This is a genomic window from Clostridium budayi, assembly GCF_055396605.1.
Genome location: NZ_AP042456.1, coordinates 2,388,504 through 2,406,017 on the forward strand (window position 1 = coordinate 2,388,504; position 17,514 = coordinate 2,406,017).

Annotated in this window: 18 protein-coding genes and 1 pseudogene; 2 read left to right on the forward strand and 17 right to left on the reverse strand. The window is 27.1% G+C overall.

Annotated features, from left to right (window positions below; translation table 11 throughout):
• Window positions 1-374 precede the first annotated feature (374 nt).
• Window positions 375-2,105 (reverse strand): MFS transporter, encoded by a 1,731-nt coding sequence (locus ACZ5TJ_RS11450; protein WP_464199821.1) that lies wholly within the window; start codon window positions 2,103-2,105, stop codon window positions 375-377.
• 90 nt (window positions 2,106-2,195) lie between these two features.
• Window positions 2,196-2,735, reverse strand: a complete 540-nt coding sequence (locus ACZ5TJ_RS11455) for a TetR/AcrR family transcriptional regulator (RefSeq protein ID WP_464199823.1) — start codon at window positions 2,733-2,735, stop codon at window positions 2,196-2,198.
• Window positions 2,736-2,985: 250 nt separating this feature from the next.
• On the opposite strand from ACZ5TJ_RS11455, the pseudogene aspD reads away from it, so the two are divergent.
• Window positions 2,986-4,614: pseudogene (aspD, locus tag ACZ5TJ_RS11460) on the forward strand (aspartate 4-decarboxylase).
• A 46-nt stretch (window positions 4,615-4,660) separates the two neighbouring features.
• Here aspD and recQ read toward each other — a convergent pair.
• Genes recQ through ACZ5TJ_RS11475 form a run of 3 tightly spaced genes read right to left on the reverse strand, consistent with a single transcriptional unit; the run spans window position 4,661 to window position 7,911 of the window.
• A complete protein-coding gene (gene recQ, locus ACZ5TJ_RS11465; RefSeq protein WP_464199825.1) occupies window positions 4,661-6,823 on the reverse strand; it encodes a DNA helicase RecQ in 2,163 nt (720 codons plus the stop codon).
• Between the two features lie 59 nt (window positions 6,824-6,882).
• Complete coding sequence (locus tag ACZ5TJ_RS11470) at window positions 6,883-7,449, reverse strand: NUDIX hydrolase (RefSeq protein WP_464199827.1); 567 nt, start codon at window positions 7,447-7,449, stop codon at window positions 6,883-6,885.
• A 21-nt stretch (window positions 7,450-7,470) separates the two neighbouring features.
• Window positions 7,471-7,911: a GNAT family N-acetyltransferase gene (locus ACZ5TJ_RS11475; RefSeq protein ID WP_464199829.1), complete on the reverse strand. Its 441-nt coding sequence runs from the start codon at window positions 7,909-7,911 to the stop codon at window positions 7,471-7,473.
• 101 nt (window positions 7,912-8,012) lie between these two features.
• On the opposite strand from ACZ5TJ_RS11475, the gene ACZ5TJ_RS11480 reads away from it, so the two are divergent.
• Window positions 8,013-8,837 (forward strand): hypothetical protein, encoded by an 825-nt coding sequence (locus ACZ5TJ_RS11480; RefSeq protein WP_464199831.1) that lies wholly within the window; start codon window positions 8,013-8,015, stop codon window positions 8,835-8,837.
• A 34-nt stretch (window positions 8,838-8,871) separates the two neighbouring features.
• Here ACZ5TJ_RS11480 and ACZ5TJ_RS11485 read toward each other — a convergent pair whose 3' ends face one another.
• The 12 genes from ACZ5TJ_RS11485 to hisZ all read right to left on the reverse strand — a co-directional run bounded on the left by ACZ5TJ_RS11485 (window position 8,872) and on the right by hisZ (window position 17,383).
• Window positions 8,872-9,444, reverse strand: a complete 573-nt coding sequence (locus ACZ5TJ_RS11485) for a DJ-1/PfpI family protein (RefSeq protein ID WP_464199833.1) — start codon at window positions 9,442-9,444, stop codon at window positions 8,872-8,874.
• Window positions 9,445-9,631: 187 nt separating this feature from the next.
• Complete coding sequence (locus tag ACZ5TJ_RS11490) at window positions 9,632-9,766, reverse strand: clostri-philic family protein (RefSeq protein ID WP_252120226.1); 135 nt, start codon at window positions 9,764-9,766, stop codon at window positions 9,632-9,634.
• A 69-nt stretch (window positions 9,767-9,835) separates the two neighbouring features.
• Window positions 9,836-10,165 (reverse strand): phosphoribosyl-ATP diphosphatase, encoded by a 330-nt coding sequence (gene hisE / locus ACZ5TJ_RS11495; protein WP_464199837.1) that lies wholly within the window; start codon window positions 10,163-10,165, stop codon window positions 9,836-9,838.
• A gap of 16 nt (window positions 10,166-10,181) precedes the next feature.
• Window positions 10,182-10,514, reverse strand: a complete 333-nt coding sequence (hisI, locus tag ACZ5TJ_RS11500; RefSeq protein ID WP_464202323.1) for a phosphoribosyl-AMP cyclohydrolase — start codon at window positions 10,512-10,514, stop codon at window positions 10,182-10,184.
• 25 nt (window positions 10,515-10,539) lie between these two features.
• Entirely contained in the window at window positions 10,540-11,301 is a 762-nt protein-coding gene (gene hisF, locus ACZ5TJ_RS11505; protein ID WP_464199839.1) for an imidazole glycerol phosphate synthase subunit HisF, read from the reverse strand.
• On the reverse strand, window positions 11,291-12,028 hold the full coding sequence (gene hisA, locus ACZ5TJ_RS11510) for a 1-(5-phosphoribosyl)-5-[(5-phosphoribosylamino)methylideneamino]imidazole-4-carboxamide isomerase (protein ID WP_464199841.1): 738 nt from the start codon (window positions 12,026-12,028) through the stop codon (window positions 11,291-11,293). Before hisA ends, hisF begins: the two co-directional genes overlap by 11 nt.
• A gap of 25 nt (window positions 12,029-12,053) precedes the next feature.
• Window positions 12,054-12,665 carry an imidazole glycerol phosphate synthase subunit HisH gene (gene hisH / locus ACZ5TJ_RS11515; protein WP_464199843.1) on the reverse strand — a complete coding sequence of 204 codons (612 nt, stop codon included), beginning with the start codon at window positions 12,663-12,665 and terminating at the stop codon, window positions 12,054-12,056.
• A 27-nt stretch (window positions 12,666-12,692) separates the two neighbouring features.
• A complete protein-coding gene (gene hisB, locus ACZ5TJ_RS11520; RefSeq protein WP_464199845.1) occupies window positions 12,693-13,271 on the reverse strand; it encodes an imidazoleglycerol-phosphate dehydratase HisB in 579 nt (192 codons plus the stop codon).
• A complete protein-coding gene (gene hisC / locus ACZ5TJ_RS11525) occupies window positions 13,249-14,304 on the reverse strand; it encodes a histidinol-phosphate transaminase (RefSeq protein WP_464199847.1) in 1,056 nt (351 codons plus the stop codon). Before hisC ends, hisB begins: the two co-directional genes overlap by 23 nt.
• Window positions 14,297-15,592 (reverse strand): histidinol dehydrogenase, encoded by a 1,296-nt coding sequence (gene hisD, locus ACZ5TJ_RS11530; protein WP_464199849.1) that lies wholly within the window; start codon window positions 15,590-15,592, stop codon window positions 14,297-14,299. Before hisD ends, hisC begins: the two co-directional genes overlap by 8 nt.
• A 21-nt stretch (window positions 15,593-15,613) precedes the next feature.
• Window positions 15,614-16,246 (reverse strand): ATP phosphoribosyltransferase, encoded by a 633-nt coding sequence (hisG, locus tag ACZ5TJ_RS11535; RefSeq protein ID WP_464199851.1) that lies wholly within the window; start codon window positions 16,244-16,246, stop codon window positions 15,614-15,616.
• Between the two features lie 3 nt (window positions 16,247-16,249).
• Window positions 16,250-17,383 (reverse strand): ATP phosphoribosyltransferase regulatory subunit, encoded by a 1,134-nt coding sequence (gene hisZ / locus ACZ5TJ_RS11540; protein ID WP_464199853.1) that lies wholly within the window; start codon window positions 17,381-17,383, stop codon window positions 16,250-16,252.
• Window positions 17,384-17,514: the final 131 nt, after the last annotated feature.

The following is a 17,514-nucleotide window of genomic DNA, read 5'->3' on the forward strand; positions in this document are numbered from 1 at the left end:
CAAATCTACTTAATGTATTCGTTTTTATATTTGACCATTTTATTAACTACATTTTTTTTATATATAGGTAGACTTTTTTACTTATGTTCCCCTAATAGAAAATTTTAACCAAATAAAATATGGAATATAATTAATTTTATGGAGGAATTTCATATATTTTTATAGAATATATATATAAAGGAAGTGATGTTATGAATTTGAAATGTGATGCTGTAAAATTTAGTTTAGGAATACTCTGTCTATTTGCATTTTTAGTAGTTTTTGCTATAGCATACGGTAAATTTTTTCTTTAAAATATAAAAGGACTATTTGAGATGGATATCGTTGTAATTTACCTACCTCAAGTAGTCCTTTTATTAATTTAATTATATATTCTATTTATTCATAGCATGATCTTTATTCTTCAAACAAAGTGCACATACAAATCCAACTAATGCAATTATTGCTGATGCAATAAACAAGCTTGCAAATCCACTATTTAATGTAGATTGGAAAGTATTTTCTATAACTGTCTTAGCTCCATCTACTTGATGTAAATATTGAACTTTCATACTATTAAATACAGTTTCCATAGAAGTGTGTGGTGGTAAATGACCTACCATCCCTTGTTCAATTAAAGGTTTTGCCTTATCAAACATAAAGCTTGAAAATTCCTTCATAACGCCAGTTATACTAGTAACATCTGCATTTTGGAATGAATTTAGTATATTACTTGGTACATCAGATGCTCCAAGAGAATGGGATGCAGATGATGCCATTCCCGGAATCTTTGGCATAACTTCCATAAGCTTTGTTGGCATTTTATCTCCAGCTTCTGCAATAAAATTAACTAATATATTAGGTGATACTGCAATCCCAACACTCTTTATAAGTGAAAGTGTTGCTTGTGCAGAACTTGCTTCTTCCCTTTTTACATAAGTTTGCATTAAATAATTAAGAGGAGTTCCCATTGTTAGTCCCATTCCAATTCCCATTAATGCTAATGCAATAAATAATCCAACTGCATTATTAGTTTTTGAAACAAATAATGCTAATGTAAGCGTACCTACAGTTGTAGATCCAAATCCAACTAATAAAACTGCCTTAGCTGAATATTTATCTATAAATTTTCCACCTACTGGCGCTGCAATACCTGAGCATATTGCCATTACAGTAATTAAGTATCCCCCTGATCCTTGGCTTAATCTTAATACATTTTCTCCAAACTGTGGAATAAATACAACACTCATCATTCCACATCCAACAACCAATGCCATTATTAATGTTATACGTATATTTCTATTTCTAAAGTAATCTAAATTTATTATTGGATCTTCTGCTCTATTTTCACGATAAATAAATATAGGTAACAATATAATAAATACTATTAAAAATGGATAAACATTAGTTGATTTTAATGATTCTCCAAAATTATGGAAGTTAAGATTTGTAACTGCATACATTATTGATAAAATCATAAATGATACAATAATACTTCCTAAAACATCTAATTTTTTATCTGTAAATTCTCTTTCTTTTATCTTTATTCTAGAAGCCATTATAATTACTACTATACATATTGGTACATTTATAAAGAATAATAATCCCCAATTATCTCTTCCAAAAATATTAATTATTCCAGATCCTATTGTTGGTCCAAGTGTTGTTGCAATACCATAAGTTGCACCAACAATACCAAGGGCAGCCCCTCTTTTTTCTTTTGGAAAACTTTCTCCAATAAAAGCTGTAGCAATTGGCATTATTCCACCACCGCCAATAGCTTGTATAATTCTTGCTACTATTAAGAAACTATATCCACCAAAATAATCAGATATACCACATAATGCTGATCCTATCCCAAACACTGTAATTGAAAATACAAATAACTTTTTCTTCCCATACCTATCCGCAAACTTTCCTGATATAGGCATTATAACTGCATAAACTAATGTATATATAGTTATCATCCATATAGATGTATCAGCACTTACACCTAAAGAATCTGCTATTACAGTTCTTGCAGGTGATACAATACCAGAGTCCATACCTCCAATAAAGATTCCAAGTAAAAACATTACCATTAAGGCATTCTGAACCTTTTTACTATATCCATTTTCATTTTCCATTTTGCTCATCCTCCTTTTATGAACACTGTTCATAAAATATTTTAAAATAACATAAATTTATTAATATAAATTTATGTTATGGAATTTATATTATTTTTTAATTAATATACACATTAAATCATCAAAAGAAAATGCATTACTTTTTATAATTGTAATCATATTGCTAATAATGAATTTACTAAGATTTCTTGTATCTAAATCAATCTTTAGCTCTCCACTTTCTTTATGGTAATCTATTATCTCATCTGTAAGTAAATATAAAGAACCGAATATATTATCATTAGCATGATTTGGCTTAGTTTTTTCTTCATTGTATAATAGTATGAAAATATCTATATGATTGTACAAATAATTTTCTAATTCATCATATACAAATTTCATCTTTTCTTCAAATGTACCACTAAATTCTTTAACCTTTTGTAATCTATTTAATGACCTTTCCCAATCGATTCTAACAATCTCTATAACTATAGAATGTTTATTTTTAAAGTAATTATATAATGTTCCAATCCCTATATTAGAAGCTTTTGCAAGTTTTCTCATACTTAATTTTTCATATCCATTTTCTTTTATCATTTTTCTTGCTTCAGTTAATATTTTATCTCTTGGGTTTTCTAATATCTTTGGCATCTTTAAATCACCTCTTTATGAACCATGTTCAAATTATAATTCTAAGCTTATAATTTTTCAATGATCTTTTTATTATCATTTTATAAACAATCCAATTATTTATTATTCATTTATTCTTATTATGCTTATTCATTACTTATGTTAATTAAATTTAACACTTTTATTACTATTTATTTCTTTTATTTTTTCAAAGTTGTTGTATAGTTTCTTTAGGATAATTACTATTTAGTAATCTCTAGGAGGATTAATTATGGAAAATGATATTGATTTTAAAAAAATTGAAAAAGTATATGGAAAGATTAGTCCATTTGAATTTAAGAATGAATTAATAAATATTGCAAAAAAAGAAACAGAAACTAGTAGAAGACCTCTTCTTGATGCTGGTCGTGGAAATCCTAATTGGACTTGCTCAACACCTCGTCTTGCTTATTTTACATTTGGACAATTTGCTGTTTTAGAAACTAAAAGAACATGGTGTGATGGAGACCTTGCTGGTATGCCTCATAAAAGTGGTATTTATAATAGATTTAAGGAGTTTTATAAATTAAATGAAGAAGCTCCTGGAATAGATTTTCTATTTAACTTTATAGAATTTGGAATTAATGAATTGGCATTTAATCCTGACGATTTCGTTTATGAATTAGTAGATGGTATTATAGGTGATAACTACCCTTACCCTGATAGAATGTTACCTCATATAGAAAAGATCGTACATAATTATTTATTAAAAGAAATGTGTTCTAATAATAAAAATTATGGTAATTTCGATATTTTTGCAGTTGAAGGAGCAACTGCTGCAATGTGCTATATATTTGATTCATTAAAAGCAAATGAATTATTAGTAAAAGGCGACAAAATAGCTATAATGACTCCTGTCTTTACACCATATTTAGAAATACCTAATATTCCAAGATATAGCTTAGATATTATTGAAATTAAAGCTAAAGAATTTACTACAAATGGTGAAGAAACATAGCAATATCCAAAGTCTGAGCTTGAAAAACTTAAAGATAAAGATATAAAAGCTTTATTTATAGTAAACCCTGGAAATCCATCATCAGTAGCATTAGATGATGTAAGCAGAAATAACTTAGTTACAATTATTAAAGAACATAATCCTAATTTAATTGTAATATCAGATGACGTTTATGGTACATTTGTTCCAAACTTCCGTTCATTAATGACTGATTTACCTTACAATACTATAGGAGTTTATTCATACTCAAAATACTTTGGTGTTACTGGTTATAGACTTGGAACTATTGCTATACAAAAAGAAAATGTATTTGATGACTTAATAAAAAAATTACCTGAAGATAAAAAGAATTTAATAAGATCTCGTTATAAAGACCTTTGTACAGATACTGATAATATCCCTTTTATAGATAGAGTTGTTGCAGATAGTAGACAAGTTGCTTTAAACCATACTGCTGGACTTTCAACACCACAACAAGTTCAAATGGCACTTTTCTCAGGTTTTGCACTTCTTGATAATCAAGATAATTATAAAAAACTTACAATGGATATATGCCGTCGTCGTAAAAAATTATTATTTGATGGATTAGGAATTGAACTTGAAGACAATCCTTATAGTGCATATTATTACACTGAATTTAATTTATTAAATTGGGCTAAAGTTTCATTTGGTGATAGTTTTGCAAAATATCTGCAAGATAACTATACAATAGCTTATATTCTTTATAAGCTTGCAAAAGATTATTCAATAATTCTTCTATCTGGTAGTGGATTTAATGATTCAGAATGGTCACTTAGAATTTCTCTTGCTAATTTAGATGATTATGAATATTCAAGAATAGGTAAAGTATTACGTAAATTCATGATTTCACTTATAAATGAATGGCAAGAATCTAAAAATTAAATTTGTATATAAAAAGCAAGGCAAATCTCTATTTGCCTTGCTTTTATTAATTTATATTATTGTCTAGAGTATATTTAAGTATTATATATTTAATAGTATCATAACTTATATCATCTCTTGCTTCTTCTTTTATAGGTTTAAGTTTATTATATCCAACCTTATTAATTGCTCTTATAACTTCTTCTTCATCTTCTTTAGTAAAAAGGTTTGTAAAATCAATTTCAAAATCAACTTTTCCACCATCACTTAAATACTTATATATATGACTCATAACAGTACCAACTGTAATATCTCTATCTTTAGCTATCTCTATAAAACTTCTACCTTCTTTTAATTCTTCAATTGTTATTTCAAATGATTTTTTCTTATCACTTATCCTTTTTGTAGTTTTAGAATTCGTTGTTTTACTTTTAGCATTTAAAAATTCAAATTTTACTTCTAATGAATTATTTTCTATATATTCTTTTACCTTTTCTATAAATTCATCACCATATTTATCTATTTTCTTTTCACCAACACCACTTATATCAAGTAATTGTTCTCTAGTAATTGGCATTCTTAAACTCATTTCTTTTAGTGTATTATCTCCAAATACTATATAAGGTGGAACCCCTTCATTTTCAGCAATTTCTCTTCTTAAGTTTTTAAGACTTATAAATAGTTCATTATCTTCAACAATTCTTTGAACCTTTCTTTCTTCCTTAAATAAAACTTTTTCCTCTCCCATAACAATATTTCTTGATTTTTCATTAGGAGTAACTACAGGAAATTCTCCATTATAATTTAAGTATCCATTAGCTATTAATGTATTTATAAATTCTTTAAGATCATCCTTTGAATAATCCTTCATTATTCCATATGTCGTTAATTCATTTAATTTAAAGTCTACTAACTTTTTATTTTTAGATCCTCTTAAAACGTCCACTATCATTCCAATTCCATAAGGTCTTTTCATCCTATAAACGCATGATATAACCTTTTGAGCATCTATTGTTTTATCAATAACTTCTCCATCAAATTCACAGCTACTACAATTGCCGCAATCTTCTTTAAGTTCTTCACCAAAATAATTTAATATATATCTTCTGTAGCAACCTGTATAATAAACTAAGTCAGTCATAGTCTGAAGTTTTTCTAATTCATTTACCTTTCTAGTAAGATTTACTGTTCCCATATCAATTATATATTTTTGTTTTTGAACATCTCCTGGAGAAAATAATAATATACATTCAGATTTTTCAGAGTCTCTACCTGCTCTACCTATTTCTTGATAATACCCTTCAATATTTTTTGGCATATTATAATGTATTACATATCTAATGTTAGGTTTATCAATTCCCATCCCAAATGCATTTGTAGCGATTATAATACTTTTTCTATCATAAACAAAATCTTCTTGGTTTACTTTTCTCTCATCATCTGAAAGTCCTGCATGATATCTAGTTACACTTAGTCCTCTTTCATCTAACAATTCATATAATGAATCAACTTCTTTTCTTGTGGCACAATAGATTATTCCCGATGCATCTAAATTAGCATTTATATAATTTAATATATAAGCTTTTTTATTTATTCCTTTTTCTATTATTATTTTTAGATTTTCTCTATCAAACCCTGATATAAATACTTTAGGATTATTAAGATCTAAAAGTTTAACTATATCTTCTCTTACTTCTTTTGTTGCTGTTGCTGTAAATGCTGAAACAATTGGTCTTTCTCTTAAAATGTTTATAAATTTACTTATACGTCTATAACTACTTCTAAAATCATGCCCCCACTGTGATACACAATGAGCTTCATCCACTGCAATTTGAGCTACTTTTGCATTTGATATTGTATTTAGAAATTCCATTGATTCTAATCTTTCTGGGGCTATATAAAGTATTTTTATATCTTCATTTTTTACTTTAAGTAATATATCATTTATTTCTAAATTAGATAAAGATGAATTTATATATGCTGAATTTATCCCCATACTATTTAATCCATCTACCTGGTCTTTCATTAAAGATATAAGTGGTGAAATAACAATTGTTATACCATCTAATATAAGTGCTGGTACTTGATAACATATAGATTTACCTCCACCAGTTGGCATTATAGCTACTACATCTTTTTTATTTATTATTTCATTTATTATTTCTTCTTGACCTTTTCTAAAGCTACTATATCCAAAATAGCTTTTTAAAACATTTAATGCATCTTTCAAAACTCTTCTCCTCTTTACTTAAATATTAATATTTTAGACTAAAATTTAAGCTTGTATTCCTATTCTAAAGTTATATTTACTCTATTTAAAATTTTCTCATATACATTTTGCATAAATGGTTCCTCTTTAATATACTTTTTAAAACCTTTTATAGGAAGCCATCTAACTCCACTATTTTCATCTTCCTTCATCCTAATTGATTCAGTTTCATCACCTTCAAAAAGATATGCTATTGATAAATGTAAATGTGGAGATACAAATTTTCCTTTTTTAATATGTCCGTTTACAGGTAGAATATCTAATGAAGCTATCCCATCATAAAGAAGCTTTGCATTTTTTAAGCCTGTCTCTTCTTCAAGTTCCTTAAAAGCAACTTTTAAAAAGTCAGTATCTCCATCCATATGTCCCCCAGTCCAAGCCCATGATTTATAAATATTATGATAAGCCATAAGTGCTTTGTCTTTTTCCTTATTAATTACAAAAGCAGAACTTGTTAAATGACATACTACATTTTCCCTTGTAAGTACATCATTAAAATTATTTATACACATAAGCATACTTTCTTTATCTTTTTCCTCTTGTTCATTTACAGGAATATAATTCTCAATTTCTTTTTTCCAATCCATATTTTAATCTCCTTATTATACTTATCTTAAATCTATTTCCATCATAGCCATATGCTCTAAAGTTTTGTATCCTTGACTTCTATAAAACCCTTCAGTTTCATCAGTTCTTGAAGTAAGTAAATATATACTATCTACTCCTTTATTTTTTAATCTAACTGTAAATTCTTTTAATAATCTTTTTCCAAGGCCTTTACCTTTTATTTTTTTATCTACGCAAAACTCTTTAATATTAAAATGAAGTCCATCATAGTAATGTTCATCATTTCCAAGAATCATTCCAACTTTTTCTCCATTATATATACAAATAAGACCATAAAATCCTTCACAATTAATCATTTGAGTTAATCTTTTTCTCACAGTATCTTCTGTCCACTTATCATTCCATGGAGGTGCATTAAATGCCTCAACATAAAATGGTATAATTTCTCCTAAATTTTCTAATGTTAGTTCTTCGAATTCCATATTTTATCCTCCATAAACACTTTATAACTTTAATTATATCACATCACTTTTTATTCTATATATGGTATAATATAACATATGTTTTGTGATTAGGGGGACTTATGAAGAAAAAAGATATTGTTTTAATAATTCTTACTATCTATGCAGGAATATTATGTGTTTCAAATATTAACTTAAATTCAGAAAATAAAGAATTAAAATCAAAAGTAGATAGCTTATATGATATAACTAACAATTTACAAAATGATATATCAAATATATCTAATAGAAATATTGCAAGTCATTCATTAACTGAATACAACTATACTATTGTAGATGGAAAGCTATCTGTAAATGCTACAATTAACTCACCTAGAAAACCAACTAAAGTTGTACTTAAATACAAAGAAGTATCAAGTAAAAAATGGAGCGAAGTTAATATGACTACTACAGACTATCCAAAGTATAACGCTAATATTAATTTTAATGCTGATAAGGACTACAACATTTCATTATATTTCGTAGAAAGTAATACTGAATATCCTTTTAGTATGGATAACTTCTCATATAAGGCACTTGCAAAATCTCATATAAATTATTCTTCAAATTTACATTTAAAACCTAACAATAACGAATTAGGTGTTCAACTTTATTTTTCAAATGATAGATTAGAAGGTAATATTGAAGTATTTAATATTAATGAATTAAATTATAAAGTGTTCTATGATGGAAAAGTAATTAAAGAATTTAATACTAATGATTTTACCGTAACAAACAATGGAATAAATAATACATTTGTTTTAAACTCTACTGTTCCAGTAGAGACTCTTAAAAAAGATTTTGATAATTCACTATTAAAAGGAGAATTCCATTTTAAAGATTTCTCGGGAAATAAATTTGTCGGAATTTCTTCAAGTGAAGATTTAGAAATAATATATCCTAAATAAAAAATACTGTATCTAATAGATACAGTATTTTTTATTAACTAAACATTTCTCTAAAAGTTTCTTTTTCCTTTTTATTTTCAAATAGATTTAAAAAATCACATATTTCCATAGAAAAATCTATGAATGAATTTCCTTTTGCAGTTATAACATTTAAATCTTTTGCTACATGTGCCTTAACGTAATTCTCTCTATTAAATGGATCTTCTTCTCCAAAAGTTTCCTTATATTTATCTGTCCATTTTTTTATTGGTGTTGTATAAGTTACGTTTTCTAACGCACCAGCTTTAGCTAGATATATTGTTCCAGCTCCACATATACCAGCAACTAATTTATTATTATCTTTAAAATAAAGTATTAAATTTCCAAGTTCATTTCTATAATCTCCATTCCATCCACCTGGAATAATTATTCCTTCAAAATCTTCATATTCTATATCTTCTAATACTATATCTGGCATATATGTAATTCCTGATACACCTTTTACAGGATTTTCATCATACGAAATAGTTACAAGTTCATAAGCTCCAGATGAACTTATTAAATGTGATACAAAAGTTATTTGGTAATCAGCCATACTTTCAAATATAAATAACGCTATTTTTTTCAAAATAAAATTCCCCCTTGAGTATGTGTCATATATTAAAACATTTTACCATATTAAGGTTAATTATATCATAAATTATTATTAATAAATCTTAATTTAATCATTAGAATTTCATAAAAAAAGAAGAAATTCTCCTTAATTTTAAGTGAATTTCTTCTTTTCTTATATTATTTAAAAGTAGTTTAGCCTTTTATAGCTCTTCTCCATCAAAACTTTTATATTTAGGAAGATTTTTTGGATTTCCTACATCATTTTGACTTTGATGAAGTCTTTGTCTTCTTGCTCCTTTTTGCATTGGATTACCAAGATTATCTTTTTTAGGCATATAGACCACACTCCTTTCAAATAATATCTTGCGCTTTATTAAATTAAAACATTCATAAATATATGATTTCTATATATTGTCTATAGGTTTTCTTTCTCCTTTAAAATTATTAATTTTATTTCTTCTATTTTTAAGTTCCGTAACTAAATCTTCTAAAGGAATATTAAGCTCATTTAATAATACTAAGAGATGATAAGTAAGATCACACACTTCATTAACTTGTTCTTCTTTGTTATTATTCTTCATACTTGCAATAATTACCTCCGTGCATTCTTCTCCTACTTTTTTTAATATTTTTTCTTTTCCATTTTTAAACAAATAATTAGTATATGATCCTTCATTATTTTCTAATTTTCTTTTTTCTATAACCTCATAAAGATCTTTTATTATATTTTCCAAAATACCCCTCCATCATTTAATTTATAATATTTTTAAAGAAACAACTCTCCCTGCCAGTATGGCAAGCATTTCCTATTTGCTCTACTAAAATCAATATAGTATCATTATCGCAATCTACCTTAATATCTTTAACATATTGAAAATGTCCTGATGTTTCCCCTTTATTCCAAAGCTTATTTCTACTTCTACTATAAAACCATGTAGTATTACTTTCTAATGTTTTCTTTAAACTATCTTCATTCATATAAGCAAGCATTAAAACTTCTTTAGTCTTATAATGCTGCACAATGCAAGGAACCAACCCATTTCCTTTATTAAAATCAATATCCGTAACCTTTACCTTTTCTATAATTTAAAACATCCCCTTTAATACTCTATATCCTTACAGGCACCCCATTTGCCTTAAGATACTCTTTAACTTGTTTTATTGTTATTTCACCATAGTGAAATAATGAAGCTGCAAGTGCTGCATCTATACTGTCATCTTTTAAAACTTCATAAAAATCTTCTATTTTTCCACATCCTCCTGAAGCTATTATAGGAATATTAACTACTTTTCTAACTGCTTTTAACATATCTATATCAAATCCATCTTTAGTTCCATCCTTATTCATTGAAGTTAAAAGTATTTCACCTGCTCCTAAATCCCTAGCTTCTTTAGCCCACTCTATAAGGTCAATACCTGTATCTTCTCTTCCTCCATTTATATAAACATTCCATCCACTTAAGTCTTCTCTTTTCTTTGCATCAATTGCAACTACAATACATTGACTTCCAAAAATCTTTGCTCCTTCTTTAATAAGATTTTTGTTTTTAACTGCCGCTGAATTTAAACTTACTTTATCTGCTCCACATCTTAGGATTTCTTTTATATCTTCTAAATTTCTAATTCCTCCACCAACAGTAAATGGAATAAATATTTCTTTTGATATATTTAATACAACATTTTTCATAATATCTCTATTTTCATTTGAGGCTGTTATATCAAGAAAGACTAGTTCATCTGCTCCTTCATCATTATAAAATTTCGCAAGGCTAACTGGATCTCCAACACTTTTAAGCCCCTTAAAATTTATCCCCTTTACAACCTCACCATTTTTTACATCTAGACATGGTATTATTCTTTTAGTATGCATAACTATCCCCCTTATTTTCACACTCATTAATCGCTTCTTTTAGAGATAGTGTATTTTTATATATAGCTTTTCCTGTAATTGCCCCATATACATTTAATTTTTTTAGTTCTTTTATATTATTAATGTCTCTAATTCCACCGGATGCAGTAATATCTATATTTACGGAGCTTTTTAGTTCTTTTAGCATATCTAAGTTTGGTCCTTCTAAAGTTCCATCCTTGCTTATATCAGTTACAATAATATTTTTAACCCCTATATCTTCAAGTTTTTTTGCAAAATCTATATAATTAATTGATGTATTACTTAACCATCCTCTTCCACATAAAAAACCATCTTTGCAATCAATTGAAACTGCTATCTTTTCTCCATAGGTTTTTACTACTTCTTTTAAGAAATTTATATCTTCTATTGCTGATGTTCCTAAGATTACTCTAGATATTCCTCCATTAATAAGTTTTTTTATACTTTCAATATTTCTTATTCCCCCGCCCACTTCAACATTTACTTTAACATTTTTAATAACTTCTAAAATAATATCTAAATTTACTAATTCACCTTGCTTTGCCCCATCTAGGTCAACAATATGAATATAACTACAATTAGCCTTTTCAAAGCTCTTTGCTATTTCTAAAATACTATCCCCAACTAATTCTTTTTTATCGTAATCCCCTTTATATAACCTAACTGGCTTTCCATCTATAATATCAATTGCCGGTATTATAATCATAATAGCCCCCTCATTTCATGATTTATTACTTACACATCTTACAGAAATTTTTAAGAAGTTTTATTCCTTCCTCACCACTTTTCTCTGGATGGAATTGAACTCCAATAATATTATCTCTTCTAACTATTCCTGGTACATTTAATCCATAATAATCTGATGATGCTACAAGCTCTTCTTTGTCGTATTCATCTGCATAATAGGAATGTACATAATACATATGACTTTCCTCTTTTAACCCCTTAACCAACTCGTCATCTTTATTTATATTTAATGAATTCCAACCTATATTAGGAACCCTAAATTTTTCTTCATTCATTTTTATTACTTTTCCTTTTAGTAATCCTATCCCTTTAGTTTCTTCACCTTCGTATCCTTTTTCAAATAATAATTGCATACCAAGACATATCCCAAGTAGCGGTTTTCCTGTTTTTTTCACTTCTTTAACAACTGAATATAATCCATCTTTTCTTAAATTGAACATTCCCTCTTTAAAAGAACCAACTCCAGGAAGTATAAGACCACTACATTTTCTTAAATCATATTTATAAGCGCTTATTAAATATTCCTCATTAATAGATTCTAGTGCATTACAAATACTCTTTAAATTTCCCATACCATAGTCAATAATACCGATCATTAATTTCTACCCCTTTAATATATTTTATTAAAGCACTCCTTTAGTTGATGGTAGTTCATTGCCATTAATAGCTTTCGCACACTTTATTGCCCTACCGAGTGCCTTGAATAATCCTTCAATCTTATGATGATCATTTTTACCATATAAAACTTTTCCATGAAGAGTTACCATTGCATTAAATGCAAAACTCCTAAAAAATTCTTCAGTCATCTCAGTTGAAAATTCTCCAATATTATCACGAGTGAATTGTCCATCAAATACTAAAAAAGGCCTACCACTTATATCTAATGATACAAAAGCTAGTGATTCATCCATTGGAATATAAAAACTTCCATATCTCTCAATCCCTTTCATATCTCCTAAAGCTTCCTTAAATGCCTTTCCTAATACTATACCCACATCTTCTACTGTATGATGATCACAAACCCAAGTATCACCACTACAATTAATTATTAAATCCATTTTGCTATGAAAAGCAAGTAGATTAAGCATATGGTCAAAAAATCCTATCCCAGTATTAATATCACTTTTTCCAGTTCCATCAATATTTAATTTTAGATTTATTTTAGTTTCTTTAGTCTCCCTATTTATAACAGCTTCTCTCATTTAAAAACTCCTTTATAACTCTTAAAACTGAATTATTCTCTTCATAATTTCCTATAGTAATTCTAAAAGTATCATCTTTAAAGCTTCTAATTTCAATACCATTATTACTTAATAAATTAAGTAATCTTTCTTTATAAATACTTCTTCCAAATATATAATTTCCAGAGCTTTTATAAAATTTTATTTCTTTAATTTCATTATTGTTAGTAAGTATCTTAAGTTCAGTTATTAACCTTTCTCTCTCTTTTAATGTTGTTTTTAAGTTTTCCTTCATCCTATCAATATTTTCTAATACTTTTGTTCCAATTATTTGAGATACACTATTAACATTATATGGAACTTTAGCTTTACTAAGTTTATTTATAACTTCTATATTTCCAATTAAAAATCCAACTCTTATGGAAGCTGCTCCGAAAGCTTTAGATAGAGTTCTTGTAACTAATAAATTTTTATAATTATTAATTTCATTTATTATAGTAGATTCATTAAATTCATAATAAGCTTCATCAATTAACACTGGAATATCTTTAAAGACTTTTAATATTTCTTTTATGTCTTCATTTTCTATAGAATATCCTGTTGGATTATTTGGATTTGAAAATATTATTAGTTTTATTTTTTCTTTTTCTCCAAGGTTAATAAGATCTTTAACATCATAACTACCATCATCTTTGCAATCTAACTTAATAAGTTCCCCATCATTTAAAGATACATAATAATCATACATACTAAAGTCTGGATTTAGTGTAAGAACTTTATCTCCCTTATTTATATATGAAGATATAACAAGAGATATCATTTCATCAGAGCCATTTCCTGCAACTATGTTTTCATATGGAATGCCACAATATTTACTGTAAGCTTTTCGTAAATTTAAACTATCACTGTCTGGATATCTATTTAAATCTAAGTTACTTATATCCTTGGCTATTTCATTAAGCTTTATTTCATTTATATTTTTAGAAGATTCATTTCCATTTAGCCTTATTTTGCTTGAAGTTTTCATACTCTCATAAATATTTTTATTACTCATTTTCTAAAATCCTCACCCTTATAGAATTTGCGTGTGCAGTTAGACCTTCTTTATTTGCTATATTAATTATCTTTTCTCCATCTTCAAATAAGGCTTTTCTTGTGTAACATAAAAAAGATGATTTTTTAATAAAACTTTGCACAGATAGTGGTGAGAAAAATTTTGCGCTTCCGCTAGTTGGAAGTACATGATTTGTTCCTCCAAAATAATCTCCAACTGGCTCTGGAGAATATTCTCCTAAAAATACTGAACCTGCATTTTTAACTTTTCCTAAATAATTCATTGGATTATTTAGTATTATTTCTAAATGTTCTGGAGCTAAAAAATTTGCTATTTCAAAACACTCATCGATATTTTTGCATACTATTATTTTTCCATAATTATTTAGTGATTCAGATATTATATCCTTTCTTTCTAAATCTTTAATTTGCTTTTCTAATTCCCTTATTACTTCTTTTCCTAACTCTTTTGATGTTGTAAGAAGAATAGATGATGCTAATTTATCATGCTCAGCTTGTGACATTAAATCTGCTGCAATAAATTTTGGATTAGAGTCTTTATCAGCTATAATTAAAATCTCACTAGGTCCTGCAATCATATCAATGTCCACATCTCCAAATACTTCTTTTTTGGCAAGTGCCACAAATATATTTCCAGGTCCAACTATTTTATCAACAGACTTTATACTTTCTGTTCCATATGCTAAAGCACCTATCCCCTGTGCACCACCTACTTTATATATTTCTGACACACCACATATTTTTGCAGTAACAGCTATATAAGGATCTATTTTTAAATCTTTTTTAGGAGGTGTTATCATAACAATTTCTTTTACTCCTGCAACTTTAGCTGGTATTACATTCATTAAAACTGTTGATGGATAGCTTGCAGTTCCTCCTGGTACATATACTCCGATTCGCTCTAATGGAATTACTCTTTGCCCCATATAAACTCCATTTTTTCTATTTAATATATAATCTTTTTCTTTTTGGAGACTATGATATTCTAAAATATTTTCCTTAGCTTCTTTTATATTAGCTATAAAGTTTTTATCAACTAAATTATATGCTTCATCTATTTCTTCATCCCTTACTTTAAAGTCGTCTATTGATACTCCATCAAATTTTTTAGTTAACTCTTTTAATGCTTTATCTTTATATTCTCTAACATAATCTAATATATTTTTTACCGACTCTAAATTCTCTTCTTTTTTTCCCTCATCTCTTTTTCTAATTTCCTTTAAAACTTCTTCTTTATTGCTCTCTTTTAAATCTATTAAATCAATCAACTAAAAGCCCCCTTTTAATTTTTAACTTTTACATACCCCACCTTGTAATTTGTTTATAAAGTTTCCTACTTCATCTTTCTTTACTTTAAAACTTGCTTTATTTACTATTACCCTTGCACTTATATCACAAATTTCATCTAATACTATAAGACCATTTTCTTTTAATGTTGTACCAGTTTCCATAATGTCTACTATTCCATCGCACAATCCAAGTATTGGTGCAAGTTCAACTGAACCTTCAATTTTTATAATCTCTACATCCATACCTAAATTTTTAAAATACTCCTTGCAAACTTTTGGGTATTTAGTTCCTATTTTTATGTGTCCAACTTTTTCATAAAGCTTTTTATTAGGTAATGATGCAACGATAAACTTGCACTTTCCAATATTTAAATCTAGAATCTCAAAATAATCTTTATCACATTCAAGCAATGTGTCTTTTCCTACTACCCCAATATCAGCCACACCATGCTCTACATAAGTTATACAATCCTGTGCTTTTACTAAAAAATACTTCACATCTTTCTTAGTATCATTAAATACAAGTTTTCTTCCTTTATTTTTTAATTCATCTACCCCAAATCCAATGTTCTCTAATATTTTTACAGTATCTTTTTCAAGTCTTCCTTTAGTTAAAGCAATACTTATACTCATATACTATTCCCCTTTATAAATCTTAAATAAATTTTCTTCATCACTTGCTAAAAGTTTCACCCTAATTCCTTTATCTCTTAAGGTTCTTGATTCTTTTATTGCTTGTACTAATTTATTTTTTCCATAATATATAATATATTCTTTTATCTTTTCTTCATTATTAAAATTAATATTTTCTAAAATAAGATCTACATCTATAGAAAATCCAACAGCAGGTAAATCTCTACCAAAACTTTCTATTAAATTATCATATCTTCCACCACTTAATACTGGTGCTCTTGCCCCTTCTATATATCCTTTAAATATTATTCCTGTATAATAATTAACACCAGGTACCATTCCTAAATCAAATGTTATATTATCTTCATAACCTAATTCTTTTAAAATTTTATTTATCTTTTTTAAATAAAGAATTGCGCTCATTACATCTTTATCGTCTTTAAATTCTATATCATTATTTAATATATCTTCATTACCAAAAAGCCATGGTAATCTCTTTAGAAAATTTTTCTTACTTTCTTCTATCTCTAAAGAATCTAGAAATTTTTCTAATTCTATTAAGCTCTTTTCTTCAATTAACTCTGCAAGTTTTTCTTTTTCATCTTCTTTAATTTTAGATTTATCAAAAATCTCATTAAAAAATTTGATATTACCTATCTCAAGCTTAAAATTACTTATATTAAGTTTTTTAAATCCTTCAAGTGCCATAGTAAGTGCTTCTATATCTCCATCTAATTCAGGCACTCCTATAAGTTCTACACCTAAGTCTGTATATTCGTTTTTCTTTCCTCCAAACTTTCTATTAACTCTAAATATATTTGATGTATACCTAAGTCTTATTGGTGTTTTTACTTCCTTCATTTTCGTTGAGACAACTCTTGCAATTGGTAATGTCATATCTGGTCTAAGAGCTAATATTCTTCCATTACTATCAAAGAATTTATATACCTTTTCTTCATTCATACATTCATCATCTATAGAGAATGTTTTATAATATTCTACTGTAGGTGTTATAACCTCATCATATCCAAAGCTTTCAAAAGTTTTTTCAAGACCATTAATTATTATTTTCTTTTTTCTACATTCATTGAAAATTAAATCCCTAGCCCCTTCTGGTATTATATTTTTATTTTTCATATTTTCACCTCTTTTCACTTTACTATGCTAAATCGTTAAACTGTTAATATTATAATAAATTACCATATACTGCATGTCAACTCTTATTTTTAATTTTCTATATTTATATATATTAAAAAAGCACTAGAAAT